General features: G+C 63.7%; 24 protein-coding genes and 3 pseudogenes. 11 read left to right on the top strand and 16 right to left on the bottom strand.

Features of this window, described 5'->3' with window-relative positions; translation table 11 throughout:
* Positions 1-134 precede the first annotated feature (134 nt).
* Together ACW4E8_RS27530 and ACW4E8_RS27525 are read left to right on the top strand one after the other, a co-directional pair.
* Positions 135-554, top strand: a complete 420-nt coding sequence (locus ACW4E8_RS27530) for a copper resistance protein CopQ (RefSeq protein WP_456807401.1) — start codon at positions 135-137, stop codon at positions 552-554.
* 55 nt (positions 555-609) lie between these two features.
* Positions 610-744, top strand: coding sequence for a hypothetical protein (locus ACW4E8_RS27525; RefSeq protein ID WP_456807400.1), 135 nt, complete (start codon positions 610-612; stop codon positions 742-744).
* Between the two features lie 59 nt (positions 745-803).
* Here ACW4E8_RS27525 and ACW4E8_RS27520 read toward each other — a convergent pair.
* From ACW4E8_RS27520 to ACW4E8_RS27505, 4 genes and pseudogenes are all read right to left on the bottom strand, one after another.
* Positions 804-923 (bottom strand): annotated as a pseudogene (locus ACW4E8_RS27520) (cysteine synthase A); the annotation flags it as partial.
* 236 nt (positions 924-1,159) lie between these two features.
* Positions 1,160-3,106 carry an Atu1372/SO_1960 family protein gene (locus ACW4E8_RS27515; protein WP_456807399.1) on the bottom strand — a complete coding sequence of 649 codons (1,947 nt, stop codon included), beginning with the start codon at positions 3,104-3,106 and terminating at the stop codon, positions 1,160-1,162.
* A gap of 91 nt (positions 3,107-3,197) precedes the next feature.
* Positions 3,198-4,211: a tripartite tricarboxylate transporter substrate binding protein gene (locus tag ACW4E8_RS27510; RefSeq protein ID WP_456807398.1), complete on the bottom strand. Its 1,014-nt coding sequence runs from the start codon at positions 4,209-4,211 to the stop codon at positions 3,198-3,200.
* A gap of 241 nt (positions 4,212-4,452) precedes the next feature.
* The gene (locus ACW4E8_RS27505; protein ID WP_456807397.1) at positions 4,453-4,617 is read right to left on the bottom strand and encodes a hypothetical protein; all 165 of its coding nucleotides are present in this window, start codon (positions 4,615-4,617) and stop codon (positions 4,453-4,455) included.
* 20 nt (positions 4,618-4,637) lie between these two features.
* Between ACW4E8_RS27505 and ACW4E8_RS27500 the strand changes: the two genes are divergently transcribed.
* Complete coding sequence (locus tag ACW4E8_RS27500) at positions 4,638-4,973, top strand: hypothetical protein (protein ID WP_456807423.1); 336 nt, start codon at positions 4,638-4,640, stop codon at positions 4,971-4,973.
* A 179-nt stretch (positions 4,974-5,152) separates the two neighbouring features.
* On the opposite strand, the gene ACW4E8_RS27495 is transcribed toward ACW4E8_RS27500, so the two are convergent.
* From ACW4E8_RS27495 to ACW4E8_RS27485, 3 genes and pseudogenes are all read right to left on the bottom strand, one after another.
* Positions 5,153-6,832, bottom strand: a complete 1,680-nt coding sequence (locus ACW4E8_RS27495; protein WP_456807396.1) for an ABC-F family ATP-binding cassette domain-containing protein — start codon at positions 6,830-6,832, stop codon at positions 5,153-5,155.
* 253 nt (positions 6,833-7,085) lie between these two features.
* A complete protein-coding gene (locus tag ACW4E8_RS27490) occupies positions 7,086-7,256 on the bottom strand; it encodes a hypothetical protein (RefSeq protein WP_456807395.1) in 171 nt (56 codons plus the stop codon).
* Between the two features lie 5 nt (positions 7,257-7,261).
* A pseudogene (locus ACW4E8_RS27485) lies at positions 7,262-7,525 on the bottom strand (lyase family protein); the annotation flags it as partial.
* A 7-nt stretch (positions 7,526-7,532) separates the two neighbouring features.
* On the opposite strand from ACW4E8_RS27485, the pseudogene ACW4E8_RS27480 reads away from it, so the two are divergent.
* The 4 genes and pseudogenes from ACW4E8_RS27480 to ACW4E8_RS27465 all read left to right on the top strand — a co-directional run.
* Positions 7,533-7,677, top strand: a pseudogene (locus ACW4E8_RS27480) (VOC family protein); the annotation flags it as partial.
* A gap of 116 nt (positions 7,678-7,793) precedes the next feature.
* Positions 7,794-8,372 carry a TetR/AcrR family transcriptional regulator gene (locus ACW4E8_RS27475; RefSeq protein WP_456807394.1) on the top strand — a complete coding sequence of 193 codons (579 nt, stop codon included), beginning with the start codon at positions 7,794-7,796 and terminating at the stop codon, positions 8,370-8,372.
* Positions 8,373-8,619: 247 nt separating this feature from the next.
* Positions 8,620-10,779: a di-heme oxidoreductase family protein gene (locus ACW4E8_RS27470; protein WP_456807393.1), complete on the top strand. Its 2,160-nt coding sequence runs from the start codon at positions 8,620-8,622 to the stop codon at positions 10,777-10,779.
* Positions 10,780-10,868: 89 nt separating this feature from the next.
* A complete protein-coding gene (locus tag ACW4E8_RS27465) occupies positions 10,869-11,816 on the top strand; it encodes a glycosyl hydrolase (protein WP_456807392.1) in 948 nt (315 codons plus the stop codon).
* Between the two features lie 433 nt (positions 11,817-12,249).
* Here ACW4E8_RS27465 and ACW4E8_RS27460 read toward each other — a convergent pair whose 3' ends face one another.
* From ACW4E8_RS27460 to ACW4E8_RS27440, 5 genes are all read right to left on the bottom strand, one after another.
* Positions 12,250-13,206 (bottom strand): 2-hydroxyacid dehydrogenase, encoded by a 957-nt coding sequence (locus tag ACW4E8_RS27460; protein WP_456807391.1) that lies wholly within the window; start codon positions 13,204-13,206, stop codon positions 12,250-12,252.
* 79 nt (positions 13,207-13,285) lie between these two features.
* Positions 13,286-13,747 carry a type II 3-dehydroquinate dehydratase gene (locus ACW4E8_RS27455; protein WP_456807390.1) on the bottom strand — a complete coding sequence of 154 codons (462 nt, stop codon included), beginning with the start codon at positions 13,745-13,747 and terminating at the stop codon, positions 13,286-13,288.
* Positions 13,748-13,764: 17 nt separating this feature from the next.
* Positions 13,765-14,385, bottom strand: a complete 621-nt coding sequence (locus ACW4E8_RS27450; protein WP_456807389.1) for a glutathione S-transferase — start codon at positions 14,383-14,385, stop codon at positions 13,765-13,767.
* Positions 14,379-15,368 (bottom strand): NAD(P)H-quinone oxidoreductase, encoded by a 990-nt coding sequence (locus ACW4E8_RS27445; protein WP_456807388.1) that lies wholly within the window; start codon positions 15,366-15,368, stop codon positions 14,379-14,381. The genes ACW4E8_RS27450 and ACW4E8_RS27445 overlap by 7 nt, the downstream gene beginning before the upstream one ends.
* Positions 15,369-15,461: 93 nt before the next feature.
* Positions 15,462-16,610, bottom strand: a complete 1,149-nt coding sequence (locus ACW4E8_RS27440; protein WP_456807387.1) for an ABC transporter ATP-binding protein — start codon at positions 16,608-16,610, stop codon at positions 15,462-15,464.
* Positions 16,611-17,021: 411 nt separating this feature from the next.
* Here ACW4E8_RS27440 and ACW4E8_RS27435 point away from each other — a divergent pair, with 411 nt between their 5' ends.
* Positions 17,022-18,275, top strand: coding sequence for a flavin-containing monooxygenase (locus ACW4E8_RS27435; protein ID WP_456807386.1), 1,254 nt, complete (start codon positions 17,022-17,024; stop codon positions 18,273-18,275).
* A gap of 108 nt (positions 18,276-18,383) precedes the next feature.
* A complete protein-coding gene (locus ACW4E8_RS27430; protein ID WP_456807385.1) occupies positions 18,384-19,526 on the top strand; it encodes an alpha-hydroxy acid oxidase in 1,143 nt (380 codons plus the stop codon).
* A gap of 58 nt (positions 19,527-19,584) precedes the next feature.
* Here the strand turns inward: ACW4E8_RS27430 and argE are convergent, their stop codons facing one another.
* From argE to ACW4E8_RS27410, 4 genes are all read right to left on the bottom strand, one after another.
* Positions 19,585-20,760, bottom strand: coding sequence for an acetylornithine deacetylase (argE, locus tag ACW4E8_RS27425; RefSeq protein WP_456807384.1), 1,176 nt, complete (start codon positions 20,758-20,760; stop codon positions 19,585-19,587).
* A 71-nt stretch (positions 20,761-20,831) separates the two neighbouring features.
* Positions 20,832-21,791: a LysR family transcriptional regulator gene (locus ACW4E8_RS27420; protein WP_456807383.1), complete on the bottom strand. Its 960-nt coding sequence runs from the start codon at positions 21,789-21,791 to the stop codon at positions 20,832-20,834.
* Positions 21,792-21,900: 109 nt separating this feature from the next.
* Positions 21,901-22,572, bottom strand: coding sequence for a DUF1028 domain-containing protein (locus ACW4E8_RS27415; protein ID WP_456807382.1), 672 nt, complete (start codon positions 22,570-22,572; stop codon positions 21,901-21,903).
* A gap of 6 nt (positions 22,573-22,578) precedes the next feature.
* Positions 22,579-22,992, bottom strand: coding sequence for a RidA family protein (locus tag ACW4E8_RS27410; protein ID WP_017227239.1), 414 nt, complete (start codon positions 22,990-22,992; stop codon positions 22,579-22,581).
* 390 nt (positions 22,993-23,382) lie between these two features.
* Here ACW4E8_RS27410 and ACW4E8_RS27405 point away from each other — a divergent pair, with 390 nt between their 5' ends.
* Together ACW4E8_RS27405 and ACW4E8_RS27400 are read left to right on the top strand one after the other, a co-directional pair.
* Positions 23,383-24,408: an ABC transporter substrate-binding protein gene (locus ACW4E8_RS27405; protein WP_456807381.1), complete on the top strand. Its 1,026-nt coding sequence runs from the start codon at positions 23,383-23,385 to the stop codon at positions 24,406-24,408.
* A 93-nt stretch (positions 24,409-24,501) separates the two neighbouring features.
* Entirely contained in the window at positions 24,502-25,350 is an 849-nt protein-coding gene (locus ACW4E8_RS27400; protein WP_456807380.1) for an ABC transporter permease, read from the top strand.

Raw genomic sequence — 25,350 nt, 5'->3', positions numbered from 1 at the left:
CAATACCGGAGGCGGTCTTTTTTTTGGGCCCGGTTATCTATCTACCAGTAGATAGCGGCACCAAGAGCGACTTGCCAGCAGCCAATGATACCGATCCAAGCGATCCCGAAACATCGCCAAATTAGGAGCTCATCATGACCAAGTTCGCCAAGACCCTGATCACCGCCGCCACCCTTGCCGCCGCCTTCGTGGGCGGTGCCGCCCAGGCCGGCACGGTGCCCGCCGACAAGTACGGCTACGAATTTCGCGCGGGCAAGGCCGATGCCTTCACCGACGGTGCCCGCATCGGCAAGTTCGACCCCTTCAGCGAAGGCGCCCGCGTTGGCAAGACTGACCCGTACACCGATGGTGCCCGCACCGTGGCCGGCCTGGACCGCAGCGGTGTCTCGGCTGCACCGGCGCGCAGCTTCGACCCGTACACCGATGGCGCGCGCGTCGGCAAGTTCGACCCCTACACCGACGGTGCCCGCACGGTGGCTGGCCTGGACCGCAGCGGTGTCTCGGCTGAACCGGCCCGCAGCTTCGACCCGTACACCGACGGCGCCCGGGCCTGAGTACCGGCCGGCCTGGTTGCCGGCGCCCGCTGACAAAAAACGGGGGGAGCCGCAGATGCTGCGCTTCGCCCGCTTCCTGGAGTTCATCATGAGTTTGCGTGACAGTGCCCTGATCCTGACCGGATGGGTTGGGCTTTGCCTGGTAAGCGGTTCGCTCATTACCCTAGTTGCGCAGGCTCTGCCGGTCTGAGCAGGCAGGCCGCATCAAGAGGTCTCTCCCGTCCGCGAGCAACTGGTCGAGCACGCACTGACCATGTTGACACAGGTCTGGTCGCCAATCCGCACGGTATCGTCGATGAGCGTGTCCGCCAAGTTGGCCGTGACCCGGCTGGAACCAATATCTTCGGTGATGGAGTTTCCCTCGGCCTTGCCCCCGCGATGCTTCGCTCCAGGCGGTGGCTGCCGAGCCGGATCGCCCGACATCGGCCATCGTTCGACCGATGTGGAACGATCACGTTCTTATCAAGCGATTCCTCGATATGGGCGCTAAAACGCTGTTGCTGTGAGGCGCCCCCGGATTCGGCCACTCCCGAGTTTGCTTCCGGCGACCTGGCAGTCGTGCCGGTGAACATGCGTTGCTGGCGCCTTTCAGGCCGCGCATGGAATCAGGCGACCTCGACGATCAGTTCGATTTCCAGGCAGGCGCCGAGCGGCAACTGCGGCACGCCGAACGCGCTGCGCGCGTGCTGGCCGCGCGTGCCAAACACCTCGGCGAGCAGTTCGCTGGCGCCATTGGTCACGAGGTGCTGCTCGGTGAAGTCCGCTGTCGAATGGACGAGGCTGGTGAGCTTGACGATCCGCACGATCGAATCGAGGTCGCCGGTGGCGGCGTGCAGCGTCGCGAGCAAGTCGATGGCAACCAGGCGGGCCGCCGCGACACCGTCGGCGGTGCGCAGGTCGTCGCCAAAGCGGCCCATCCGAACCTGGCCATCGACGCGAGAGAGATGGCCGGACACGTGGATCAGCTTGCCGGACCGCACGCTCGGCACATAGGCCGCCGCCGGGCCCGAAGCCTTGGGCAGTTCGATGCCGAGCTGCGTAAGCTTGTCGTAGATTCGCGGCGCCGGCGCGAACGCCGGACCGTTCGGTTTCAGGCGCATGCCGGGCTTGAGATGCTGCCATGGCAGGTCCGCCGGATCGGCGATGAACGGACCGGGCGCACGCACCACGAAAATGTCTTCCGCGATCGCGGCGAAGTCGGCGCGGAAATGCACCGAGCTCTTGTTCACGAGAATCTTCATCCCCGCCGGATCGATGCCGACCGCGCGGTACATGTTGCGGTCGAGCAGTTGTGCCTTGGTCGAGCTAACGGCAACGAGCACGCCGTCGAGCCGCAGTCGCGCCATGGGTCCCATGTTGGCAGCCTTGCCGTGCATCATCGGTCCGCCGTAGACGAACTTGCCTTCGGACAGCGCCTCCACCTCGAAGGTCGCCCGCAGCGGGGCATCCTCGCTCACCTGTGGGCAGCCGCCAAGCGCAATATCGATCCTCGCGCCAACACCAGCCTGGTGCGCGGCCGCGGCCGCGGCGGGATCGCAGATGATCCCGATCGCGGCGTCCTGCGCGCCGGCCTTGAGAAGCGCACGCAGCATGCCCATGGTGTTGCCATCGCCGCCGACGCCCGGGTTGTCCTGCGTGTCCGCGAGGATCACTGGCCGCGTGGCCTTTTGCGCGATCCGCATGGCACGCTGCACCGCTGCATCCGGCTCCTCGAACTGCACGGCCCACTGGCTCTCGGGTTCGCAGATGCGCGCGAACAGTGCGTCGACGGCCCGCTCGACGCGGGCCTTGTCGAAGCCGTACCCCCAAACCACGGGACCGCACTCGGCGAAGTCGGCCGCGGGAAAGCCCGGTGTGAACGACAGCGACAGCACGCCTTGCCGCTCCAGTTCTTCGAGCAGGCCGTAGATGCCTTGAGCGGGCTGCATCATCGTGGACATGCTGTTGACTGGTATCAGGAACGGCACGCGTCGTGCCACCAGGTGCGCGCGCGTCTCCCGCCTGCACAACTCCAGCAGCATCTCGGCTGCTCGTTTGCCGGTGGCGGCCATGTCCACGTGCGGATAGGTGCGATACGCCACCACCCCATCCGCCAGCGCGAGCATCCGTTCGGTGACGTTGGCATGCAGATCCAGCGAGACCACGATCTTCATGTCCGGGCCGGCCACGGCACGGATGCGCGCCAGCAACTCGCCCTCGCCGTCGTCGAGGTGCTGGGCCACCATGGCGCCATGCAGGTCGAGATAGATCGTGTCGTACGAGGCCGTCCTTACCGCCTCCACGATCTCGCCGGCGATGCGCTCGTAGGCATCGGTCGTGACGTGGGCCGAGGCACCGGCAGCCGCCCAGATCACCGGCGTGACGGTGTGACCGTGCTCGCGAACGTGGTGGATGAAGCCGCTGATCGGCAGGTTCACGTCCAGCAGGTCGTAGATCGCCTCGCCGCGCACCATGGCGGGAAAGTCCTCGCCACGGACGAAGCTCTCGTAGGTGGCCATGGTTGGGGCGAACGTATTGGTTTCGTGCTGGAAACCGGCAACTAGGATATTCAAGGAAGACCTCCTTGGAACGGGATGCTGGAACGAGGCGGGGCCAGCGACGCCAGCGCCGGCGCCGCCATGGGAACGGCCGTGACGGGTGGAATTATTGCGGCGTCAGCTTGATCGAGGCGGCCATCTTCCTGAACTTCTCGGTCTCGTCGACATAGAACTTCGCGGAGGCCTCGAGCGTCTGCGGCTTCATCGGCTGCACGCCGGAGAGCTCAAGCGCCTTGATCAGTTCGGGCGACCGCAGCGCTTGCTGCGAGGCGTCCATCAATACGCGGGCACGCTCCGCCGGGATGCCGGCCCTGCTCATGACGCCCAGCCAGATCGAATAAACGAACTCGGACTTGCGCGCGACGCTGGTTTCGGAGATGGCAGGCACATCGGGCAGCGTTCGCATGCGCTGCGTGTCCAGCACTGCGACCGCCTTGATCTTGTGCGTTTCGAGCAGCTGCGTGGAGGCACCGAGGTTTGGCAGTATCGTCATGTCGATCTGGCGACCGGTCAGGTCTGCCAGCATCGGCGTGGCGCCCTTGTACGGCACCTGCAGCATCTTGGCGCCGGTCAGCTGAGCCATGTATTCGGCGACGATGTGGTACATGGTCCCGTAGCCCGGATTGCCGAAGGTCAGGCTCTTGCTGCCTGCCGACTTGCTGGCCGCGATGATCTGTTCGAGCGAGTTGTACGGCAGGTCGCTGCGCGTCATCACGACGAGCGGGTGGTTCGAGACCGGCGCCAGCAGGGCCAGCTCCTCCGACTTGTACTTGGCGCTGGCGAGCGCCAGCGGCGTCAGGATGGCCTCGTTGGGCGAGCCCATGATCAGCGTGTAGCCATCGGCCGGACGGCTCAGCAGCCGCTGCACTGCCAGCGCGCCGCCGGCGCCGGGCAGATTCTCGATGACCACGGGCTGGCCGAGCGCCTTGGCCATCGCCGGCTGCATGGCCCGCGCCAGAACATCAGCGGGGCCCCCCGGCGGGAATGCGACCAGCATCGATATCGGCTTGGTGGGAAACGCGTCGGCGGCGGACGCCGGCGCGCTGGTCAGCGTAATTCCCAGGATGGCGGCACTAAGCGCCATCCAGCGTTTGACGGGGGGTAGTCCTCGGTCTTGCATGTCGTCCTCCACTTTCTTAGACCTTCTCGCGTAGATACGAGAATCGGTTGTGAGGGGGATTGTTGGCTGGAAAATTCGTTCGAGGAACAGCAATCTTTGCACGAGATCGTTGCCCTGCGGGCAACGCGGAGCTCTTCAGCGCCGAGGTGCGTGCCGCTTTCCGGTCAATGCGCTGACCGAGAAGTGCTGCGTAATGTGGAAACAACCGGGTCAAACTCGGACAAGGGGCACGAAGGCCCGCTCAATTGCGCACGGGGATGATGCTGAAGCGGACCACGCCCTCCGCGGCGGTCATCTCCTCGGCCAAGCCCGCCGGCGACACCGCACGCGAGCGGTTCAGCGCCACGAGGCTGAAGCGCCACACTAGTTGCTTGTTGTCAAAGGTGATGGTCAGGCTGTCGCGCAACAGAATTTCACCGGGCCGTGATGCGCGCCTATTGGCTCGAAGGGCTTTCCATCGATGAGGCGGATGTCCTGATGCGCATCGGGAAAAGCGTGGGGGTCAAGCGGAGTGTCGTCGCAAACGATCAGATGATGGCTTGTGCCGAGGCGGCATTACGGGCGGACCAGGAAGCGGCACTGGCCTACGCTGCGCGCAGCGCGCCTCTCCTTGTGTTTGACCAGCGCATCATTCTGCGCGGGGCTGTGTCCTTCGACACGATGCTCGAGGCCGCCACCGATGCCACGTGCACTCATCTCGCGGGGAAGTCTTCATGCGTGAAACTCCCGGACTGGACTGGCTATTCTTTCGTACCTGCTTGAACAAGGTCTTGGCAACGGGCGATTCCCGCACCGCGCCCCGCAGAAGTTCTTTATTGGATTCGGACAGCGAACCCTCTTGATCGATCTCGACGCCGGAGTTCGAATCAGTCTCGAGGCGCTCAATGGCGACCTTCACGCTGAATCCTGTGAAGGTCACGCCTGCCCATTGTCCCAGCATTTCAGGCGATGACCTTCTCCTCTGCGGCAGGCTGCTCGCGCATGCGACGGGCTTCGTCGCGCAGGAACTGCTGGTAATCGTCCAGATCCCCGTCGAAGGGCTCGACGCCGCCCTTGGTGACCAGCCAGAACTCGTCACATACGGCGCGCAGCAGGGCCCGGTCGTGACTGACCAGCATCACTGTGCCTTCGAATTCGTTGAGCGCCATGCCTAGCGCTTCGCGTGTGGCCAGGTCGAGGTGGTTGGTAGGCTCGTCGAGCAGCAGCAGGTTGGGGCGCTGCCACACGATCATGCACAACACGAGCCGCGCCTTTTCGCCGCCGCTCATCGTGCTAACCGCCTGATGGACCATGTCGCCACTGAAGTTGAAGGTGCCGAGGAAGGTGCGAAGCGATTGTTCGGTGCCACTCTGGCCGGGGGCGCGCATGTGCGCCGGCGTGTCCTTGGCAAGGCGGATCATGTGTTCCATCGGCGTGTCGAGCGGGCGCAGCACGTCGAGTTCCTGCTGTGCGAAGTAGCCGATATTCAGCCCTTTGCCTTCGCTGATTTCGCCGGCAATCGGCGCCAGCGCGTGCGCCACCGTCTTCACCAGCGTGGACTTGCCTTGGCCGTTGGCACCGAGAATGCCGATGCGCTGCCCGGCCAGCACGGAACGGTTGATGCCCCGCACGATGACCGTGGGCGGCGTGCCCGGCAGTGCGCCGGTCGGTGCCGGGTAGCCGAAGCTCGCGTCCAGCATCGACAACAGCGGATTCGGGACGTTGAGCGGCTCCTTGAACTCGAAGTTGAACTCTGCGTCGGCAAGCACCGGTGCGATCTTCTCCATGCGTTCGAGCGCCTTGACCCGGCTCTGCGCCTGCTTCGCCTTCGAGGCCTTGGCCTTGAAACGGTCGATGAATTTCTGCAGGTGGGCGATCTTGTCCGCCTGCTTGGCCATCGCGGCCTGCTGCAATACGAGCTGCTCAGCGCGCATGTCTTCGAACTTGCTGTAGTTGCCGCCATAACGCACGAGCTTGGCGTTGTCGACGTGCATCGTCACCTGCGTCACCGCGTCGAGGAATTCGCGGTCGTGGCTGATCACTACCAGGGTTCCTTGATAGCGCTTGAGCCAGGCTTCCAGCCAGACCAGCGCGTCGAGGTCGAGGTGATTGGTCGGCTCGTCGAGCAGCAGCAGGTCGGATGGGCACATGAGCGCGCGCGCCAGTTGCAGTCGCATGCGCCAGCCGCCGGAGAAGCTGTTGACCGGCTGGCTGAGCTGCGCAGCACTGAAGCCAAGGCCCAGGATCAGCGCTTGAGCACGTGCGGGGGCATCGTGTGCACCGGCGTCGTGCAGGGCCATGTAGGCGTGCGCCATGCGCATGCCGTCGTCGCTGGCCTCGGCGGCGGCTACTTCGACCTGCGCGGCCAACAGCACGGTGTCACCCTCGACTACGAAGTCGGTCGCGCTCTGCTCGGTCTCCGGCATCTCCTGCGCGACCTGGCCCATCTTCCAGGCAGCGGGAATCGAGAACTCGCCACTGTCTTCGTGCAGCGTCCCGTTGAGAAGGCCGAAGAAGGACGACTTGCCGGCGCCATTGCGGCCGACAAGACCAATCTTTTCGCCGGGGTTGAAGGTGACGGACGCGCGGTCGAGTACGACATTGACGCCGCGACGCAGCGTGACATTACGGACGGAAATCATAGGGAGCTACTTCGGAGAGGATTCGCATGATAGCCGACCGGACGTGCAGGGCTGTCTCTTTTTGGCCGCACGCGTGAAGAGCCGCTTGCGCTTTACGGCGCACACCGGCCACAAAGCAAGGAGCCCCTGGCGCACCCGGCGTTCCGGCTGCGGGGCCAGCGAGCATAGCGGTGAATGACGGCTCCTGGCCGAAAGCAGACGACTAAGTGATCAGCAATTTCGCGACCGTGAGTATCGCCGCAGCGGTTGACGCCTATGGGTTCCCCTTCGCCAGACGCATCGGGTTCATCAGCCGGTCAAGTTCCTCACCGCTCAGCAATCCCAGCGCAATCGCTGCTTCCCGCGGCGAAATTCCCTGTGCAACGGCAAGCGTCGTGATCTGCGCCGCACGGTCGTAGCCCAGCACCGGGTTGAGCGCGGTCACCGCAACAGGCCGGTGCCGGCCGCGGTGCCGCCCTGCGGCAGCAACAGCATGCGGGGCAGGGCGTCACGCACGCGCTCGATGGCGTGATCGACCTGGGCGGTGAAGCCGTCGAAGGCCTGGCCCATGGTCATGGGCACGGCATCCATCAGGTGCGTGCGCGCGATCTTGAGCACGTCGGCAAAGGCATGGGCGCGCTCGCGCAGGGTGTCGCGCAGCAGCGCCAGCGCGGGCAGCAGGCGGTCTTCCAGCTCCAGCGCGGCGGTCATGTGCTACTGAGGGAGGCCGGCCACCCATGCCAACGGTGGCACCGTCGGCTTTGCCTGCCGGTCGGCCGACACCCCGGCCGGGGGCGTTGTATCTCACCTACATGCGCGATCCGGATGGCAACAAGCTGTGCGCGTTGCATCGCATGCAGGCCTGACCCCGTGCGAGCTGCGCCCATCCCGCGAAAACTGGCAGAAATTCAGGGGTGAACGGGTGCTATCATCAGCCGGCACCGGCCACCTCGGCCGCTAACCATCAAATGACGCAAGAGGAATGGGGCATTCGCAATCGCAGAAGCAGCAGACGCATGAGCGCATCGTGGAGGTTGCCGCGCAACGCTTGTGCGAGCTTGGCCTGGAAGGGCTGAGCATCGCCAACCTTATGAAGGAGGTTGGCCTGACGCACGGGGGCTTTTACAAGCATTTCGAATCCCGCGACGAGTTGGTCGCCGAAGCCCTTGTCTCTGCTTTCGCAAGCACCCAGGCACGCTCGGCCAGGCGAGCCACCTTCCAGGCGATGGTGTCGGCGTACCTGAGCAAGAGGCACCGCGACTCTCCGGGCACCGGCTGCGCCGTTGCGGCGGTGGTCAACGACATGGGCCGCGCCCACGAGGGCGCGCGCGCGCTATATACCGAGCAGGTGCGCAAGAGCCTGGGAACGATCGGCGGGCTGCTGGACGCGGCTGACGATGCTGGCCACGATGCCGGAGCGATCGTCGCCCTGAGCGCCATGATTGGCGCGCTTGGCCTGGCGCGGGCGGTGGATGACCCGACGCTGTCGGGAAAGATACTGGCCACGGTACAGGATTTCCTGCTCGCGCAGTTCGATTCGACGTCCGCCACGGACGACTGAACCAGTCCCCGAAAGGCCGCGGTTGCGCTTCAGCATTCCGTCGGCGCCTCTCTCACTAAGATCCCCGGCGCGTGTCATGCGCATGCCTCATTGATCTCGCACGATTGCGTCGCGCGCGAGGATGATGATTGACATCCATTTAGATGTCAATCATCATCCTCGACGGCCGCGGCGCTCGACGCTCGCGCGCCCGCATAAGAGTCGTACATCGATCATGCGTTTCACAAAAGAAAAAGAGGGGTCAATCATGAAGTTCCTTGCTCAATGCCGCGCGCCGGGCAGCGCGGCATCCCGCGCCGTGCGCGCGTCGGTCTCGATGCTGGCGGCAATCCTGCTGGCCACCGCCTGCGGTGGCGGTGGCGGCGACAGTGCTTCGGCACCGCCACCCCCTGCCGTGCAGGAGCCGCTTGGCTATACGCCCTTGTTCGCGGCCGATACGCCGCTGATGGAGCAGATCCAGTACCGCGAACCTGACGGCACGCTGGTCACCCTGATGGGCTCGCGCCCGACCGAGCGGCACGCGCGCGAACGCGGCGAGCCGTGGGACGCCCCCGATGCGGGGCCGGGCCGCTACCTGACCTTCCCTACCTTCTACTTCCAGAACCGTACCTTCGGCCTCGAGATCCGCGACCATGTGCCGGCCGGGCGCCAGCGCATCGAGATTTACCTGCGCGTGAACCAGGGCATCTTCGACGGCACCACCTTCAGCCTGTTCCGCAATGTCCTCGATCCCAACGTGCGCGACTACGGCTGGGCGCTGAACTTCGGGTTCAACAACCCGAAGGAAGGCGGCCTGCCGATCTGCCGCGAGGGGCAGCCGCGCGAGGATTGCATGATGGTGGTCGATTCCAACTGGCGTACCGACCCGCACAGCCCACTGAAGATCGGCGACAGGGTCGAGCTGGCGCCGGCACCCAGGCTCAAGCGCGATCCGGTGGTCGATGGCGGCGGCAGCCGCTACTACTCGTTCGAGCAGCTCTACGTCGTGGGCGTGGGCATGCGGCCGTGGTACGGCATCGTCCCGAACCTGGACTCCGAGGTCCTGCCTGACGAGACGCTGCTGGGCGGCCAGGCGAGCATCTCGTACAACTATTCGGAAGAACCGATGCGGGTGTTCCAGCAGATGGCGAACAACATCGGCATCGCCAACACCCAGCGCTTTGTTGAAGGCCGGCGCCTGTTCCACACCTCGTTCCTGGATGGCACGCACTCGGAACACGATGTCGACAACCCGAAATTCACCGCGCACATCGGCCAGCTCGGCCCGCGCTACAACCAGCCGCGCTGTATCGAGTGCCATACCAACAACGGCCGCAGCGCGGTCGCGGGCATCGGCGCCAAGCTCGACACGCTCTCGTTCCTGACCGCCACGGCCGACGGCAAGGCCGATCCGGTCTACGGCCACAACGTGCAGCAGAACGCGCAGGATCCCGCTGCGCCTGCCTATGACGTGACCGTGCAGTCGTACGAGACCAGGGTGCGCACCTTGCCCGATGGCGAGAAGGTCGAGCTGGTCAAGCCGGTCTATGCATTCAAGGGACCGGTGCCGGCGCGCTTCTCGACACGCCAGGCGCCGCAGGTGATCGGCATGGGCCTGCTCGAGGCCGTTGCCGAGCCCACCATCCTGGCGCTGGCCGATCCGAACGATGCCAATGGCGACGGCATCAAGGGCATCCCGAACTGGATCGTCGATCCGGAGACCGGCAAGACCCACCTTGGCCGCTTCGGCTGGAAGGCGTCGAAGGGCAGCATCCGGCAACAGGTCGCGGACGCGCTGATGAAGGACATGGGCGTGACCTCTCCGGTCTTCCCGGACCGGGGTTGCCAGCGTGGCGCACCGGATTGCCGCGGCTCGACCGTGCCCAGCGCGGTCAATGAAACCGAGCTGCAGCGCCTGTCGCACTACCTGTCGCTAATCGGCGTGCCGGCCCAGCGCAGCCTGCGCAGCGGCTTCCCGGATGGCGTGCGGGTGTCGCCGGAGCATGACGTGAATCCCGCGCAGATCGCGCGCGGCAGCGAGCTGTTCGCGCAAGTCCGGTGCGTGGCCTGCCACACCCCGACCATGAAAACCGGCAACACGCACCCATTTGCCGAACTGCGCGAACAGACCATCCATCCGTACAGCGACCTGCTGCTGCACGACATGGGCCCGGGCCTGGCCGACTCCCTGAGCGAGGGGCGCGCCTATCCGAGCCAATGGCGTACCGCTCCGCTGTGGGGCGTCGGCTCGCTGCGTTTCGTCCAGGGTGGCGACCAGAACGTGCGCCTGCTCCACGACGGCCGCGCGCGCAACCTGGTGGAAGCGATCCTCTGGCACGGTGGCGAGGCCACGGACAGCCGGACGCGCTTTGAAGCGCTTCCCAAGGCCGACCGCAACGCCATCGCGGCGTTCCTGCAGTCGCTGTAATCCCGGGTGCCTGCCCGCTCTCCGGAGCGGGCAGGCTTGCACAAGCGTGACGGCCGGTCTCGCAGACCGATCCCATTCCTGAATTCCAAATGAGCGTGCGCAAACGTATTGGCCACTGCCTGCTGGCAGTGATGATGGCCTTTGCACTCGCCGCGTGCGGCGGTGGCGGGGAAGACAACACCACGAAGAATGGCAACGACGGCAATGGAGGCACGCCGCCGGTCATGGCGCCCACCACGCCCCCTGCGTCGACACCGGTCACCGGCAAGAGCGCCAAGCGAGGCATCGCCTACGATCTCGCCAGCGCGGCCGACTTTGCCGCTTTGGCGCCCGGCGTCTCGTGGTGGTACAACTGGGCCGCGCAACCGAACGCCGCGGCGCCTGCCGACGCCAAGTCCGCCTATGGCATGGACCATATCCCCATGCTCTGGAACGACAACTTCGACGCCGTCGCCGTCGAGGCTTACCTGCTTGCCCGTCCGGGTATCCGGTACCTGCTGCTGATGAATGAGCCGAACCTGCTCGACCAGGCCAACCTCTCGCCGGCCGCCGCCGCCGCCGCATGGCCCCGCTACGAGAGCATCGCCGCCCGCACCGGCGTGAAGCTTGTCGGCCCCGCGATCACATGGGGAACGATGCCAGGCTCTGAAGACCCGGTAGCGTGGCTGGACGCGTTCTACGCTGCGTATCGGGCCGCCAATGGCGGCCGCGACCCACGCATCGACTACCTCGCCTTCCACTGGTACGACTATGGCCTCGGCGGCCAGCTTGACCGCCTGGCCAAGTACGGCAAGCCGTTCTGGGTAACGGAGTTTGCCAACTGGCACGCAGGCAACGACGGCGCGCAGATCGACACGCTGGACAAGCAGAAGCGGCAGATGCAGGAGATGGTGGCGACGTGCGAGCAGCGCGCTGACGTATTCCGATACGCGTGGTTCACGGGCCGGTGGAGCCATGACGTCCATTTCACCAGCCTGCTGGCCGCCGATGGGGCACTGACGGAGCTTGGGCGGTATTACCTCAGTCTGCCGCACTGAGCGGGGGAGCGGTGCACTACCGTTCTCCGCAGCGGTTGCACGTCACCCCGCGAATTACTTGTGCCGCATCTCTATGACAGTCGGCTTTCCGTCGACGTTGTCGAAGGTGGCCGATACTTCCCAGGTTGGCCCGTCGTCCAGCCGCCCCGCCGCCTGTCGTCCCGAAACTGCAGCTTTCGCCTGCCGCCATCGAGCGCGGCATTGCCCGTCTTGGTGAGCGTATCAAGTTGCGCGTGTTCAACATCAGCACAATCTCCAGCACAAGCAGCCCGGAACTGAACGCCCTGTCGGCAAGGTTTGATCGTGCCCGCGGAAGGCCTGCCGGCGTACGCTTCCTGGGGTGGTCCCCAGCCAGAACCGCTTCGCTTCATTTTGGTCGCGTCTCTCGCCCGTTCCACGCGTCTGGCGCATTGCGCCGGACGTAGTCCATACCTCAATAGCCGCGTGCTGGATCGATGATGTTGTCCGGCGACTCGCCGGCGGAAACACGAATAACATTTTCCGCAATCTGTCTTGCCGCTGATGACGGAATCGCCACCGAAGCCAGGTGGGGTGTGATCAGCACATTGGGCATGCTCCACAGCGGATCCCCGGCAGGCAAAGGTTCGCGCTCGAAAACGTCCAGGGTTGCCCCGCCGATGTGGCCGCTTTGGAGCAGGTCCGTAAGCGCCGCCTGATCGACCAGTGCGCCCCGCGCAACGTTGATGAAGGCCGCGCCTCGCGGCAGCCGCTCGAGTCGCGCCCGATCCAGGATGCCCGCCGTCTGCGGCGTGAGCGGCAGCATCACGACGACAATGTCCGCCTGTCCGAGCACGGTGTCGAGCGTTTCCGGTCCGGCAAAGCATTCCACGCCTTCGATCTGCGCCGGGCTGCGCGACCAGCCGATCACCTTGAGCCCCTGGCGCTGCAGTTCGTGGGCCGCTTTCGCGCCCAGCTGACCGAGCCCCAGAACCGCCACGCGGGTGTCTTCCGGAGAACGGGGATGACGGTAGGCCCACTCACCCCGCCGCTGCGCCTGCTCGAAGTACGGGATGTCCCGGGCGTGCCGCAGCACAGAGAACAGCACGTACCCCGCCATCATGCGCGCCATCTGCGGGTCCGTGAGTCGTGTGATCGGAATGCCTTGGGGAAGATCCTGCCGCTGAACCAGTGAATCAACCCCCGCCCCCAGATTGACGATCAGGCGCAGGTTCGTCATCCCGGCAAAAAAATTCTCCGGCGGTTTCCAGGCGAGCGCGTAGTGAATGTCGGCCGGCCGGGTGATTTCGCTGGAGTGAATGACCTTCAGATTCGGGAGCTGGGCCTGGAGCGCGCGCTTCCACGTGTCGAAATCGTCGAATGCGCTGTAGAAGGCCAGCGCGCCCGAGGGGGTATCTTCAGAAATTGGCATCTTGGCAACTGCATTGAGAAAAATGGCAAGGACGGCAGCGAGAGTACATCTTGCTCCCGTTCCGCGTGCGCATGGGAAATCAGACCGCTGCTCTGCCTTTCTGCACCAGCCGCGTGACGGCCTCGATGGCAAATTCGTAGCCGTCGCCGCCCAGCCCGGCGATCACGCCATCCGCCACCTTGGAGATGTAGGAGTGGTGGCGGAACGGCTCGCGCTTCCAGATGTTGCTCATATGGGTTTCGATGATCTTGCCGGGGAAAGACAGCAAGGCATCGAGGATCGGAATCGACGAGTAGGTCAGGCCGGCCGCATTGATGATGATGCCGTCCGCCACGCCGCGCGCTTCCTGGATCCAGTCGACCAGCTGTCCCTCGTAGTTCGACTGCAAAAAGCGCAGGTCGGCATTCAGGGACGCGGCCTTTTGCTCGCATCGTGAATGCAGCACCGGAAAGCTGTCGCTGCCGTACGTCTTGTTGGCGTCCAGGCCATAAAGATTGGCGTTGGGTCCGTTCAGGAACCAGATGGTGATCTTTTCGCTCATGTTCTAACCTCTGTATCTCAACCTTCGTGGGGGCGAGTGGCCTGCATGGCGGGCAGGCTTTGGAAAGCCTCATTCCAGCGTGCCGCGTTGCCGTATTGGGCGCGCCAATCGAATTCGGGAAACCGGAAGTCCAGATACCCCAGCGCGCAGCCGATGGTAATTTCACCGATGGTGGGCTGTTCTTCCACCAGGTCCGGTGCGATGGCGTCGATTGACTCGAGGCAGGCGCTGACTTTCGTCAGCAGCGCTTCGCGCCACGTGGGCCACTGGACCTCCTCGGGGCGCGCCGTCCGTTCGTAGCGCGCGAGCAGCGCGGCGTCGAGCAGGCCATCGCCGAGCGCCTGGCGGGTCAGGGCCATCCACCGCGCGGGGCCGGAGGCGGGAAAGATGTCCGCGGCGTCTGCCCGGCTGGCCAGGTACTCGCAAATCACCCGGCTGTCATAGATGGCCTGGCCATTTTCCAGGATCAGCGTCGGGACTTTGGCGAGCGGGTTGTGGGCCGCGATGCGCGGGTCGCGCCGCACCGGATGGGCGGCGCTGTCCAGCAGCTCGATGTATTCGGCCTGCCCCGTCAGGTGTGCGCAGACCATGACCTTGCGCACAAATGGCGAGGTCGGAGCGAAAAGAAGTTTCAGCATGCTTTATTGGGGATCAGGACCAGTTTGCCGAAGACCTTGCCGCTTTCCAGCATCTGGTGGGACGCGACCGCCTCCGCGAGCGGGAAGGTGGCGTGGATGCGCGGCTTGACCCGTCCGTTTTTCAGCAGCGGGATGACATGGCGGGCAATGCTCTGGGCCATCCGGGTCTTTTCGTAATGGCTCTGGGGGCGCATGGTGGACGAGTGCAGGCTCACCTGGCGCTGCATCAGCGTCAGCAGTTCGACATTGACCGCCGAACCCTGCATGAAGGACAGGCTGACATGGCGGCCGCCGAAGGCCATGGCGGCAAGATTGCGACGGACATAGTCGCCGCCGACGATATCGATTACCACGTCGACCCCGCGCCCCTCGGTGTACTCCAGGCAGGCCTTGGTGAAATCGGTGGTGGGCCAGCAGATCGTCGCATCGGCGCCCATGGCGCGCAGTTCTGGAAAACGGCTTTCGTCGTTGTCCGTGACGATGACGGTTGCGCCGGCGGCATGCGCCATGCGGATCGTGAGCGTGCCGATGCCGCCGGCTGCACCGTGGATCAGGACGGTTTCGCCCATGGCCAGGCGGCCCAGCTCGAACAGGTTGTGCCACACGGTGAACAGCCCCTCGGGCAAGGCGGCTGCCTCGGCATCGGAAAGAGTGCCGGGCACGATGAAGGACTGATCGACCGGCGCCGTACACCACGGCGCATAGCCGCCGCCGGGCACCAGGCTCATCAGCCGCTGACCCATCAGCTGGCTGTCCACACCGGGACCGCAGGCGACCACTTCGCCGCAGACTTCCAGGCCGAGCACGTCGGTGATGCCGGGCGCGGGCTTTGCGATACCTTGACGCTGCATGATGTCGGGCCGGTTGACGCCGGCGGCGAGCACGCGCAGCAGGACTTCGCCAGCACCGGGCTCGGGCATGGGGCGCTCGGCCAGCGTTAACACACTGGCGTCGCCGGGTTCACGGGCGATGATGGCTTGCATGGAGCGGGGGAGACTGGTCATCGGTGTGTTCTCTCAGGCGGCGTTGTCTGACGCGTTGTGTTATGCCTTCGCGTTGCGATCTTGCATCTGTTCTTACGTCCGCTTCTGCGGACTGAAAATGCTGACGCCCTCATCGGGCAGCGCAAGTCCCGCGACCGAGCCGATGGGCCATTGCTGCATGGCGCTCAGGCCCGCACTGCGCACCGTGACCACCTGACGGGCCGTCATCGGAATGTCCACGTCGATGAACGTATTGATGTGATCGCCCTGGTAGACGTGATTGATCACCGTGCCGCTCAACACCGATTCGGAATGCAGATTCTCTAGCTTGATGTGCTCCGGGCGCACGTACACGTCCAGTCTTTCCCCGTCATGCGATGCGTCGGCCAGGCGGGCATGCGGGAAGCTGATGAGCCCCGAGCCCAGGCGCAGTTGCACATCCGTTGCCGTCTGGCCGTGATAATGCGCCGGCAGAATGTTCACGTCGCCCAGGAAGGACGCCACGAACGGGTCTTGCGGGTTCTGATACAGATCGGCCGGCGACGCGATCTGCCGAATGATGCCGTTCGACATCACCGCGATCCGGTCGGACATGGCCAGCGCCTCGCCCTGGTCGTGGGTGACGAATACTGTGGTCAGGCCCAGGCGGCGCTGGATTTCCCGGATCTCGACCTGCATGGAGCCGCGCAGGTTCTTGTCCAGGGCCGAGAAAGGCTCGTCCAGCAGCAGTACCTTGGGCTGGATCACCAGCGCCCGCGCCAGCGCCACGCGCTGCTGCTGGCCCCCCGAGAGTTCGCGGGGCTTGCGGTGCCCGAGGCCGTCGAGCTTCACCAGGTCCATCACCTGCTTCACGCGCTGTGCGATTTCATCCTTGCCCACGCCCCGCATGCGCAGGCCATAGCCGATATTGCGCTCGACGGTCATGTGGGGAAAGAGCGCGTAGTTCTGGAAGACGATGCCGATCTGCCGCTTGTGCGGCGGCTCGCAGGTCACCGGCTGACCATCGATGAAAATCTCGCCGGTGTCGGCTTCCGCAAAGCCGGCGATGAGGTTGAGGAGCGTCGTCTTGCCGCAGCCGGACGGGCCCAGCAGGGTGAGGAATTCCCCGCGTCGTATCTTCAGCGAGAGCTCGTGCAGCACGGTGTGGTCGTGATACTTCTTGACCACCCGTTCCAGGCTGACTGCGGTATCGGGCTGTGCGTGGTGTTGCTGTGCGGCAGGCTCGGAGTTGGCTACGTTCATGGTTGTACGGAGATTGAGGAGTATGCCGTGCTCCAGGCTTGGGCCCAATGACATCGAGGCCGAGCTGGTACTGGCAAGCAGGATAAGTCAAACAGCCAGAATCGGGACTTTGCCGAAACTGATGCGGTCCCTCGGAAAAAACGAAATGCCTGTTTTCAGGCGCAGGCGGCGCGGATGCGATGGCCCGGAACGCCTTGTGGTGCGCGGGTGCGGGGGGCGGAGCGGCACCCTTCGGCCGGCGCTTTACTTTTTCCTAAGTCCTGAGTTTGAAAAACGTGATTTTCAAACGATGTGGGCTTCATCAAACTGGCCACCGTCGATGAGCGATGTCTCCAGGGCGCCAGTACGCCTTGCTGTCGAAGCTTCCGTGCCGGGGCGACTGACCGGGGCGATTATTCTTAGGAAATTCAAATGTCAGTGGAAAAAATCAACACCGTGGTGGTCGGTGCTGGCCAGGCGGGCATCGCGATGAGTGAGCATCTCGCGCACATGGGTGTGCAGCATGTCGTGCTGGAACGCAGCCGAATCGCAGAGCGCTGGCGCTCGGAACGTTGGGATTCTCTGGTCGCGAATGGACCGGCCTGGCATGACCGTTTTCCCGGGATGAAATTCGAGGGCATTTCGCCGGAGACCTTTCCGCCGAAAGAGCGCATGGCCCAGTATTTCGAGAGCTACGCCGCCATGCTGAAGGCGCCGGTCCGTACCGGCGTGGAAGTCAAGCAGGTGGAACGGCATCAAGGGCGTCCCGGCTTCAGGGTGACGACTTCCGATGGCATCATCGAGGCAGACAACGTCGTTGCCGCAACCGGCCCGTTCCAGACGCCGGCCTATCCGAAGATCGTGCCTGAGAGCGAAAGAATCCAGCAGCTGCATTCCTCGACCTACAAGAATCCGGGCCAATTGGCGGAAGGCGCGGTGCTCGTGGTGGGCGCGGGCGCTTCCGGCTCGCAGATCGCCGAAGAGCTGCGCCAGGCCGGCAAGACGGTTTATCTCTCGGTCGGCGAGCATTACCGCCCGCCGCGCGCGTACCGTGGCCGTGACTACTGCTGGTGGCTGGGCGCCCTCGGCCTGTGGGATGAAGTGAGGATCCGGCCCAAGAAGGCGCACGTCGCTTTCGCCGTGAGCGGCTATGAAGGCGGCAAGACCGTCGATTTCCGGCGCCTGGCGCACGCGGGCATCAACCTGGTCGGCCTGACCCAATCCTACAAGGATGGCGTCATGACGTTCGAGCCAGGCCTGCCCGAGAACATCGCCGAAGGCGACCGCGCCTACTTCGACGTGCTGCGCGAAGCGGATGCCTATATTGAAGAGAATGGCCTGCCGTTTCCGCCGGAACCTGACGCCTGGGAGCTGCTGTCGGACCCGGAGTGCCTCAAGAACCCGATCCTCAGCCTCGACCTGGCTGAAGCCGGCATCACCACGATTCTCTGGGCGACCGGTTTCAAGTTTGATTTCAACTGGCTGAACGTGAAGAATGCCTTCGATGAGAAGGGCGATCCGTTCCACAAGCGCGGCATCTCCGCAGAAGGCGGTATCTATTTCCTGGGCCTGCCAAATCTGGTCAACCGGGCGTCTTCCTTCATCTATGGCGTCTGGCACGATGCGAAATACATCGCTGACCATATCGTGCTCCAGAACGGCTACATGACGTATGAGCGGTCTTGAGCCTGTTCTTGAGGCTGCACGGTGACCTGTCATTGGTAACGAGGTTGCACGGACGAGCTGCCGGATCGGGTGATCCGGCAGCTTTTTGTTTTTTTCAAGGGAGTTCCCATGGCCGAGATGACGTGCATTGAAGACCTGCGCAGCCTGGCGAGAAAGCGCGTGCCGCGCATGTTCTATGACTATGTCGACGGCGGTTCGTGGACCGAATATACCTACCGTGCCAACGAGGCGGATTTTCAGCGTATCGAATTCCGCCAGCGCGTGGCGGTCGACATTACCGAGCGCAGCACCGCCAGCACCATGGTGGGCCAGCCGGTCAGCATGCCGGTGGCGATCGCGCCCACCGGGTTGACCGGCATGCAGCACGCCGATGGAGAAATTCTGGCCGCGCGCGCGGCGAAGCAGCACGGCATCCCATTCACCTTGTCCACCATGAGCATCTGCTCGATCGAGGCGGTGGCGGAAGCGACCGGGCGCCATCCGTTCTGGTTCCAGCTGTATGTGCTGCGCGACCGGACGTTTGTCGAAAGCCTGATCGACCGTGCCAGGAATGCCAATTGTTCGGCGCTCGTGGTCACGATGGACCTGCAGGTCTTCGGCCAGCGGCACAAGGACAAGAAAAACGGTCTGTCCACGCCGCCCAAGCCGACCCTGCGCAACCTTGTGAACATGGCGAGCAAGCCGCGCTGGTGCATGGGCATGCTGGGTACCAAACACCGTCAGTTCGGCAATATCGTCGGGCATGCCAAGGGCGTCGACAATATCGGGTCGCTGGTGGAGTGGACTCAGGAGCAGTTCGATCCGCGTCTGTCCTGGCAGGATATCGAATGGATCAAGAAGCGGTGGGATGGGAAGCTGATCGTCAAGGGCATCCAGGACCCCGAGGATGCGCGGCTGGCGGTGGCAAGCGGCGCCGATGCCATCATCGTGTCGAACCATGGCGGGCGCCAGCTGGACGGCGCTGCGTCATCGATCTCCACATTGCCGCGCATCGTGGAAGCCGTCGGGGATCGGGTGGAAGTCCATATGGATGGCGGCATCCGCTCGGGCCAGGATGTGCTCAAGGCCATCGCGCTCGGGGCGCGTGGCACGTATATCGGTCGCGCCATGATGTATGGCCTGGGCGCCCTCGGCGAGCAAGGCGTGACCACGGCCTTGAACATCATTCAGAACGAGCTCGATCTCTCCATGGCGTTTTGCGGCAAGACGGATATCCAGTCGGTCGACCGCAGCATCCTGCTGACGAAGTAAGAGACGCTTTCAAAAAGATTCTGGCGTCCGGGCCGAAGCTTGGCCCGGACGCCAGGACTCATTCACAAAGAAATTCGACGAGGCCGGCCAGCATGCGGTCGCAGGCTTCGATCTGCGCCAGCTCCACATACTCGTCCGCCTTGTGTGCGACTTCAATGCTACCAGGCCCGCAGATCAGCACTGGCGTTTCGTTCCAGCTCTGCTGGAACAATCCACCCTCGCTGCCATAGTCCACCTTGGCGCATGGGGTGCCCGGGGGGAGCAGCGAGGCGAGCAGACCGACAGCGGGCGAATCCTCGCGGGTGTTCAGGCTGGGATAGCTGTTCGTCATCTGGATGTCTGGTAAGGGCGCCGCAGGATCCAGCGCCTCATTTTTGACGCGCTCGGCCAGGCGTTCCAGGACGCGCTTCAGGATCGCCTCGGGTTTATCTTCCGAGACGTTGCGAATCTCGAAGCTGACTTCGCATTCGCTGGGCACGATGTTCAAGGCGCGGCCGCCGTGGATGACGCCGGCGTGGACCGTGCTGTAGGGCACGCCGTAGCCCTCCTCGCGCGGGCCGCTTTCCGCCAGTTCACGCTGCACGTCCCGCAGGGATGCGACGAGGTCGCTGGCCATGTGGATGGCGTTGAAGAACCTGGGCGCCAGGCCTGAGTGGCCGGCCTGGCCGCAGCAGACTGCCCGGTAGGCAGCCTTGCCCTTGTGACCGGTGCCGATCCGCATCAGGGTCGGCTCGCCGACAATGCACAGGTAGGGTGCGGGGAGGCTGTTCTCCAGGCGGCGCAGCAGGTGGCGCACGCCCACGCAGCCGATTTCCTCATCGAAGGACAGCGCTAGCTGCAAGGGGCGCTGGAGCGGCTGCCGAGCGGCTGCCACCATGGCGGTGACGGCGCAGGCCACGAAGCCTTTCATGTCGGCTGTGCCGCGTCCGTAGATGCGGCTATCCCGGTGCGTTGCCTCAAAAGGGGGCGAAGTCCAGGGCTGGCCTTCCACCGGCACCACATCGGTATGGCCGGAGAGCAGGACGCCCGGAACGCCCGCCGGACCGACCGTCGCAAACAGATTGGATCGGCTGGGGTCTTGCGGGTCGGGCGCGAGCATCGATTCGATGCCGGCTTCCGCCAGGATGTCCTGGACTTTGTGGATGAGCGCGATGTTTGGCGTCAGGGAAACCGATGCGAAAGAAATGAGCGTCTCCAGGAGCGAGACGCTTGCGGAGGAGGTTTGATTTTCCATCTCTGGCCCATTTTGATGGGGCATTGCCGAATATGGCATGACCGAGGAAGTTGGCGCTTCAGGGCGCCGTTTCAGGGCGCTGCTAAATGGGGATCGAAGAAACTTGGAGCGCTCATTCCGGGGATGTATTGGTCGGAGATATAAGCGCGACAGCGTTCCATGAAGATTTTCGTCAATCTTGACTGTTTCATCGGCTTGTAAGTCGCCAGGCCGAGCAGCATGGGCCGATGGGTACCGGCAAGGCGGACCCGTACCATGCGTTTTCCGTCGAGCGACTGATTGGATTTGGGGCGCACATTGAAGAGCGCGTAGCCAATTCCGTTGGCGACCATGGACCGGACTGCTTCCGTGGACTGCGAACGCGCCGCGATGTTCGGCGTCACGCCAGCCTTTTCAAACAGGGAGGTGAAATAGTCCCGGCTCATCGGCATATCGAGCAGGACGTAGGGTTCGGGCGCCAGCTCTTCGAAGGAGACGACTTTCTGCTGCGCCAGCGGATGGACCTCGCTCACCAGGACATAGGGCGGCATCGTCGCCAGGCTCTCGAACTGGATGTCGTCCTCAAGATGCAGGTCGTAGGTGATCGCCACGTCGATCTCGAGCGCATGGAGCTTGTTCATCAAGACTTCCTGATCGCCTTCGACCATCTGCAGCTCGATTTTATTGAAGGCGCGCGAAAAGCCGAAGATGACCTCGGGCGCAATCATGGCCGTGAGCGACTGGAAGCTTCCCACCCGCAAGGTGCCCTGAATGACGTCGCTCGAATCGGAGGCGATTTCATAGAGTCGGGACGACCGTCCGAGCATATCTTCGCAGTGATGCAGGACCAGCTTGCCGATGGTGGTCAGGCCAATGCCCTTGGAAGAATGGCGCACGAACAGCTGCACGCCCAGTTCGGCCTCGATATGGGCGATCGCTGCGGAGATCGAGGGAGAGGAGATATGGATTTGCGTCGACGCAGCGGCGATGCTGCCATGCTTCGCCGTTGCGACGAAATACTCCATCTGGCGCAGGGAAATGCGATTGAGCATGTCGAGATCGGGAAAAGGGGAACGGTCCAGTGTACTGGAGAAGGTTTGCCTTTTCGAGTGCCGGCCGCCTGACCTGCGCTGCCCGCTGTCATTCGATGCGTCGGCCAGGTCACAGGTTTCCGGGAACGCCGAAGCTGGGCGCCGCACGGGGATCGAGCGCCCGCTTGACATAGTCCTTCAGCTGCGGCGCGTAAATCTGCCAGGCGGCATAGAGGGCCTCGACCGGATCGCTTTCTACCCAGTCCAGGCGCAGATCCACGACAGGCCAGTTTTGCGCGTCGTACACCAACAGGCCTGCCGAGTGCACCGGACCTTCCTCGCCGCCGGCGGCCTGGCCGGCGAGCATGGCCTGCATCAGCCGTTCCGCGAGCGCGCCTTCGGTTTGCTCGAAGGCCGACAGCATGGCCTGGGGCACGTCACGCGTCGCCAGCATGTTGCCCGCGCATGCGGCATGGGTGCCGACCACGCTTGCCAGGGTGCCCAGCGCCTTGGCACCCGTGAAAACCACTGGCGGGTTGTGCGCGTCGATGGCCATGAGCTGGCGATACTCGATATGGGGGCGCTTCTGCAGCTCTGCGAGGGCACGTTCCGGCGTCAGGCCGCTGGCCATCAGATCCAGGGCGAGGGGCCCCAGATCCGGGTCGGTAATATTCTGGCTCGCGGCTGCGCCGACCCCTTTGCGGCCGCGGATGCAGCGCGAGGCAACCGCCGGTGACGAGGACGCCACGGCGGCGCCGAACTGGCCGGTGGCGGGGCACCGTGCAATGATGGAAAAGGTCATGGCAGCTCAGTCGGGGATGACAGCGGTGGCGTCGATCTCTACCAGCCACTCGGGGCGGGCCAGAGCCGATACGACGATGCCGGTCGAGACCGGGAAGACACCCTTCAGCCAGCGGCCCACGACGCGATAGACCGCCTCGCGGTAGCGCGGGTCGATGATGTAGATCGTGATCTTGCAGATGTCCTCGAGCTCGCCGCCGGCTTCCTTGAGCAGCATCGCGATGTTGGCCATGGCCTGCTCCGCCTGTCCGGCGACGTCCCCGATGCACACGCTCTCCGAGGTATCGAGGTTCTGGCCGATCTGCCCTCGCAGAAAAACGGTACTGCCTCGCGCGACAACGGCTTGGCAAAGGTCGTTGTCCAGATTCTGTTCAGGGTAGGTGACTTTGGTGTTGAAGGTGCGGATGCGGGTATGCTTCATGGTCGATTCAGATCGATTCAGCAGGTGGCGGGAGGTTGGGGGCGATGCACCCGACTGCATGGTCATGCGCAGCCGCTGGCCGCGCAATTTGTATTTTCCTGCCGGCCGTTTAGGAATTTCCGAATACCACCGAACCTCACACGGCCGCTAACCTGTTCCAGACGGCGGAACAATCCACAACCCCATTGGGAAATGTGAGGCACCCCTACGAAAAAGCCGACTTGGCCGCCTGGTACGACTTTCACATCATAGGCTCCGTAATTCGAAGTCATTGCGTCAACGTCGTTGCGTCAGCAACGCGTCGCTGCTTGTGATTGCATTTCTCGGTGGCACGTTCCAGCGTATTTCCAGTTCTATCAGATGTTTATCTTTTCGATTGGGGGTTAGTAAATGACGATTCGCAAGCTTTTGGCACTTTGCGCGCTGTCCGCCACGCTTGGCAGTACGGCGGCATGGGCCCAGGAAGCCTTGGTGGTGAGCACCTGGGGCGGCAGTTTCCGCGACCTCATCGATGAAAGCATCGGCAAGGAATTCACGCGGCAAACCGGCGTGCCGGTCAAGTACATCACGGGCGGCACCATCGACCGCCTGAACAAGGCGAAGCTTGCCTCCAAGCCCGAGAGCGACGTTACCTTCACGACTTCCCACGTCGGCTGGCTCTACGCCAACGGCAATCTCTTTGAAAAGCTGGATACGAGCAAGATTCCGAATTACAAGCATCTGGTCGATCGCGCCAAGATCAGCCCGTATCACATCGGCAGCTGGGCCTATGTCTATACCATCGGTTATCGCGCCGACCTGGTGCCGCCCAGCGTCAAGTTCGAGAGCTGGAACGACCTGTGGAGCCCGGCCCTGAAAGGCAAGATTGGCGTGCCTGACTTCGATCCGAGCCATGTGGTCGCGGTATCGGCCATGCTGTCGGGTGGCGATGCGCAAAGCTGGGAAAAGGGCCAGGACAAGCTCAAGGCGCTCAAGCCCAACTTCAAGGCGTTCTATACGAATGACGCCAATGCGCAGCAGTTGATCGCCACCGGCGAAACGCCCGTGCAGGTCATCCTGTCGATCAACGCCTATCACATGATTAGCCAGGGTGTGCCCGTCAAGTTGGCCACGCCGAAGGAAGGCGCTGTGCTCGGCATCGATACCATGGCCATCACGAAGGGCTCCACCAAGACCGATCTGGCTTACAAGTTCATGAACATCGCCTTGTCCCCGGACGTCCAGTCGAAGATCGTGGCCTTGAAGAAGGCGAGCCCCGTCATCGACGACGCCAAGGTTTCGCCTGAAGACGCCAAGCTGCCCGGCGTGTTCACGACGAAGGAGCAGTGGGAAAAGGCCATCCTCGTGGACCACAAGCTGCGCGCCGAGAAGACTGCGGAATGGCGGAAGTGGTTCACTGAAAACGTCATGAACTGAACCCGATAGTAAGAGTATGGAGGGAGGGTCGCCGCGGCCATGCACCGCGCCGATCCTCCCTCGCCGATTGAGCATCTGGAATAAGGTTTAAGAATGCGCCCCGATCCACGAGCCTGGTTGGTCTCCCCAGCAGTACTTGTCGCGCTGTGCATCGCGGTATCGTTGATTGCGGTCCTGCAGTTCAGCTTCCGGGCGTATGTGCCCGGCTCCCTGGATGTCGGCGGATTCACGTTCGCCAACTTCAGCGACTTGACCAAGTCGATTTATCTCGACGCGTTCTCCAACACCTTGTGGCTGAGCGTGGAGACGACCGTGTTTTCGCTGCTTGTTGCGTACCCGCTGGCCTATGCCCTGGTGCGCGTCAGGAGCCGGGCGCTCAAGTCCTTTATCCTCGTCGTATCCATCACGCCCCTGTTTCTGGGGGAAATCGTCCGGACCTACTCCTGGATCGCCGTCCTGGGCAGCAATGGCTTCATCAATGGCGCGCTGCGAAAGCTCGGCCTGATCGACTGGCCACTGGAACTCATGTTCACACACCTGGGCGTGCTGGTCGCGCTGGTGCACGTGACGATTCCCGTCGTGGTCCTGATGCTTGCCACGGCAATTTCGCATATCGACCGGGACTACGAAAAAGCCGCCCAGAGCCTGGGTGCCGGCCCGGTCAGGACCTTCCTCACGGTCACGCTTCCGCTTTCGATGCCGGGTATTCTGGCTGGCATCACAACTGCGTTCGCCTGGACCTTCAGCGCCTTTGCGACACCTCAGATGATTGGCGGAGGCCGCGTGCCGACGGTTTCGACGCTGGTGTACCAGCTTGGCTTCGCTTCCATGAACTTCCCGCTGGCGGCCAGCCTGAGTGTCATGGGCTTGCTGCTGACGGCCGCAGCGCTCTTTTCCCTGGGGCTGTTCACCAAGCGACTGAAAGCCGTTGGAGGACACTAA

Source organism: Cupriavidus sp. CP313 (assembly GCF_054072015.1).
This window is presented reverse-complemented; position numbering and strand designations above follow the sequence as displayed.

Bases quoted from the DNA above. Each gene is read 5' to 3' on its own strand.
- ACW4E8_RS27530 (WP_456807401.1), top strand. From the start codon at position 135: ATGACCAAGTTCGCCAAGACCCTGATCACCGCCGCCACCCTTGCCGCC.
- ACW4E8_RS27525 (WP_456807400.1), top strand. From the start codon at position 610: ATGCTGCGCTTCGCCCGCTTCCTGGAGTTCATCATGAGTTTGCGTGAC.
- ACW4E8_RS27510 (WP_456807398.1), bottom strand. From the start codon at position 4,211: ATGCAAGACCGAGGACTACCCCCCGTCAAACGCTGGATGGCGCTTAGT.
- ACW4E8_RS27500 (WP_456807423.1), top strand. From the start codon at position 4,638: ATGCGCGCCTATTGGCTCGAAGGGCTTTCCATCGATGAGGCGGATGTC.
- ACW4E8_RS27495 (WP_456807396.1), bottom strand. From the start codon at position 6,832: ATGATTTCCGTCCGTAATGTCACGCTGCGTCGCGGCGTCAATGTCGTA.
- ACW4E8_RS27475 (WP_456807394.1), top strand. From the start codon at position 7,794: ATGGGGCATTCGCAATCGCAGAAGCAGCAGACGCATGAGCGCATCGTG.
- ACW4E8_RS27470 (WP_456807393.1), top strand. From the start codon at position 8,620: ATGAAGTTCCTTGCTCAATGCCGCGCGCCGGGCAGCGCGGCATCCCGC.
- ACW4E8_RS27465 (WP_456807392.1), top strand. From the start codon at position 10,869: ATGAGCGTGCGCAAACGTATTGGCCACTGCCTGCTGGCAGTGATGATG.
- ACW4E8_RS27460 (WP_456807391.1), bottom strand. From the start codon at position 13,206: ATGCCAATTTCTGAAGATACCCCCTCGGGCGCGCTGGCCTTCTACAGC.
- ACW4E8_RS27455 (WP_456807390.1), bottom strand. From the start codon at position 13,747: ATGAGCGAAAAGATCACCATCTGGTTCCTGAACGGACCCAACGCCAAT.
- ACW4E8_RS27450 (WP_456807389.1), bottom strand. From the start codon at position 14,385: ATGCTGAAACTTCTTTTCGCTCCGACCTCGCCATTTGTGCGCAAGGTC.
- ACW4E8_RS27445 (WP_456807388.1), bottom strand. From the start codon at position 15,368: ATGCAAGCCATCATCGCCCGTGAACCCGGCGACGCCAGTGTGTTAACG.
- ACW4E8_RS27440 (WP_456807387.1), bottom strand. From the start codon at position 16,610: ATGAACGTAGCCAACTCCGAGCCTGCCGCACAGCAACACCACGCACAG.
- ACW4E8_RS27435 (WP_456807386.1), top strand. From the start codon at position 17,022: ATGTCAGTGGAAAAAATCAACACCGTGGTGGTCGGTGCTGGCCAGGCG.
- ACW4E8_RS27430 (WP_456807385.1), top strand. From the start codon at position 18,384: ATGGCCGAGATGACGTGCATTGAAGACCTGCGCAGCCTGGCGAGAAAG.
- argE (WP_456807384.1), bottom strand. From the start codon at position 20,760: ATGGAAAATCAAACCTCCTCCGCAAGCGTCTCGCTCCTGGAGACGCTC.
- ACW4E8_RS27420 (WP_456807383.1), bottom strand. From the start codon at position 21,791: ATGCTCAATCGCATTTCCCTGCGCCAGATGGAGTATTTCGTCGCAACG.
- ACW4E8_RS27415 (WP_456807382.1), bottom strand. From the start codon at position 22,572: ATGACCTTTTCCATCATTGCACGGTGCCCCGCCACCGGCCAGTTCGGC.
- ACW4E8_RS27410 (WP_017227239.1), bottom strand. From the start codon at position 22,992: ATGAAGCATACCCGCATCCGCACCTTCAACACCAAAGTCACCTACCCT.
- ACW4E8_RS27405 (WP_456807381.1), top strand. From the start codon at position 23,383: ATGACGATTCGCAAGCTTTTGGCACTTTGCGCGCTGTCCGCCACGCTT.
- ACW4E8_RS27400 (WP_456807380.1), top strand. From the start codon at position 24,502: ATGCGCCCCGATCCACGAGCCTGGTTGGTCTCCCCAGCAGTACTTGTC.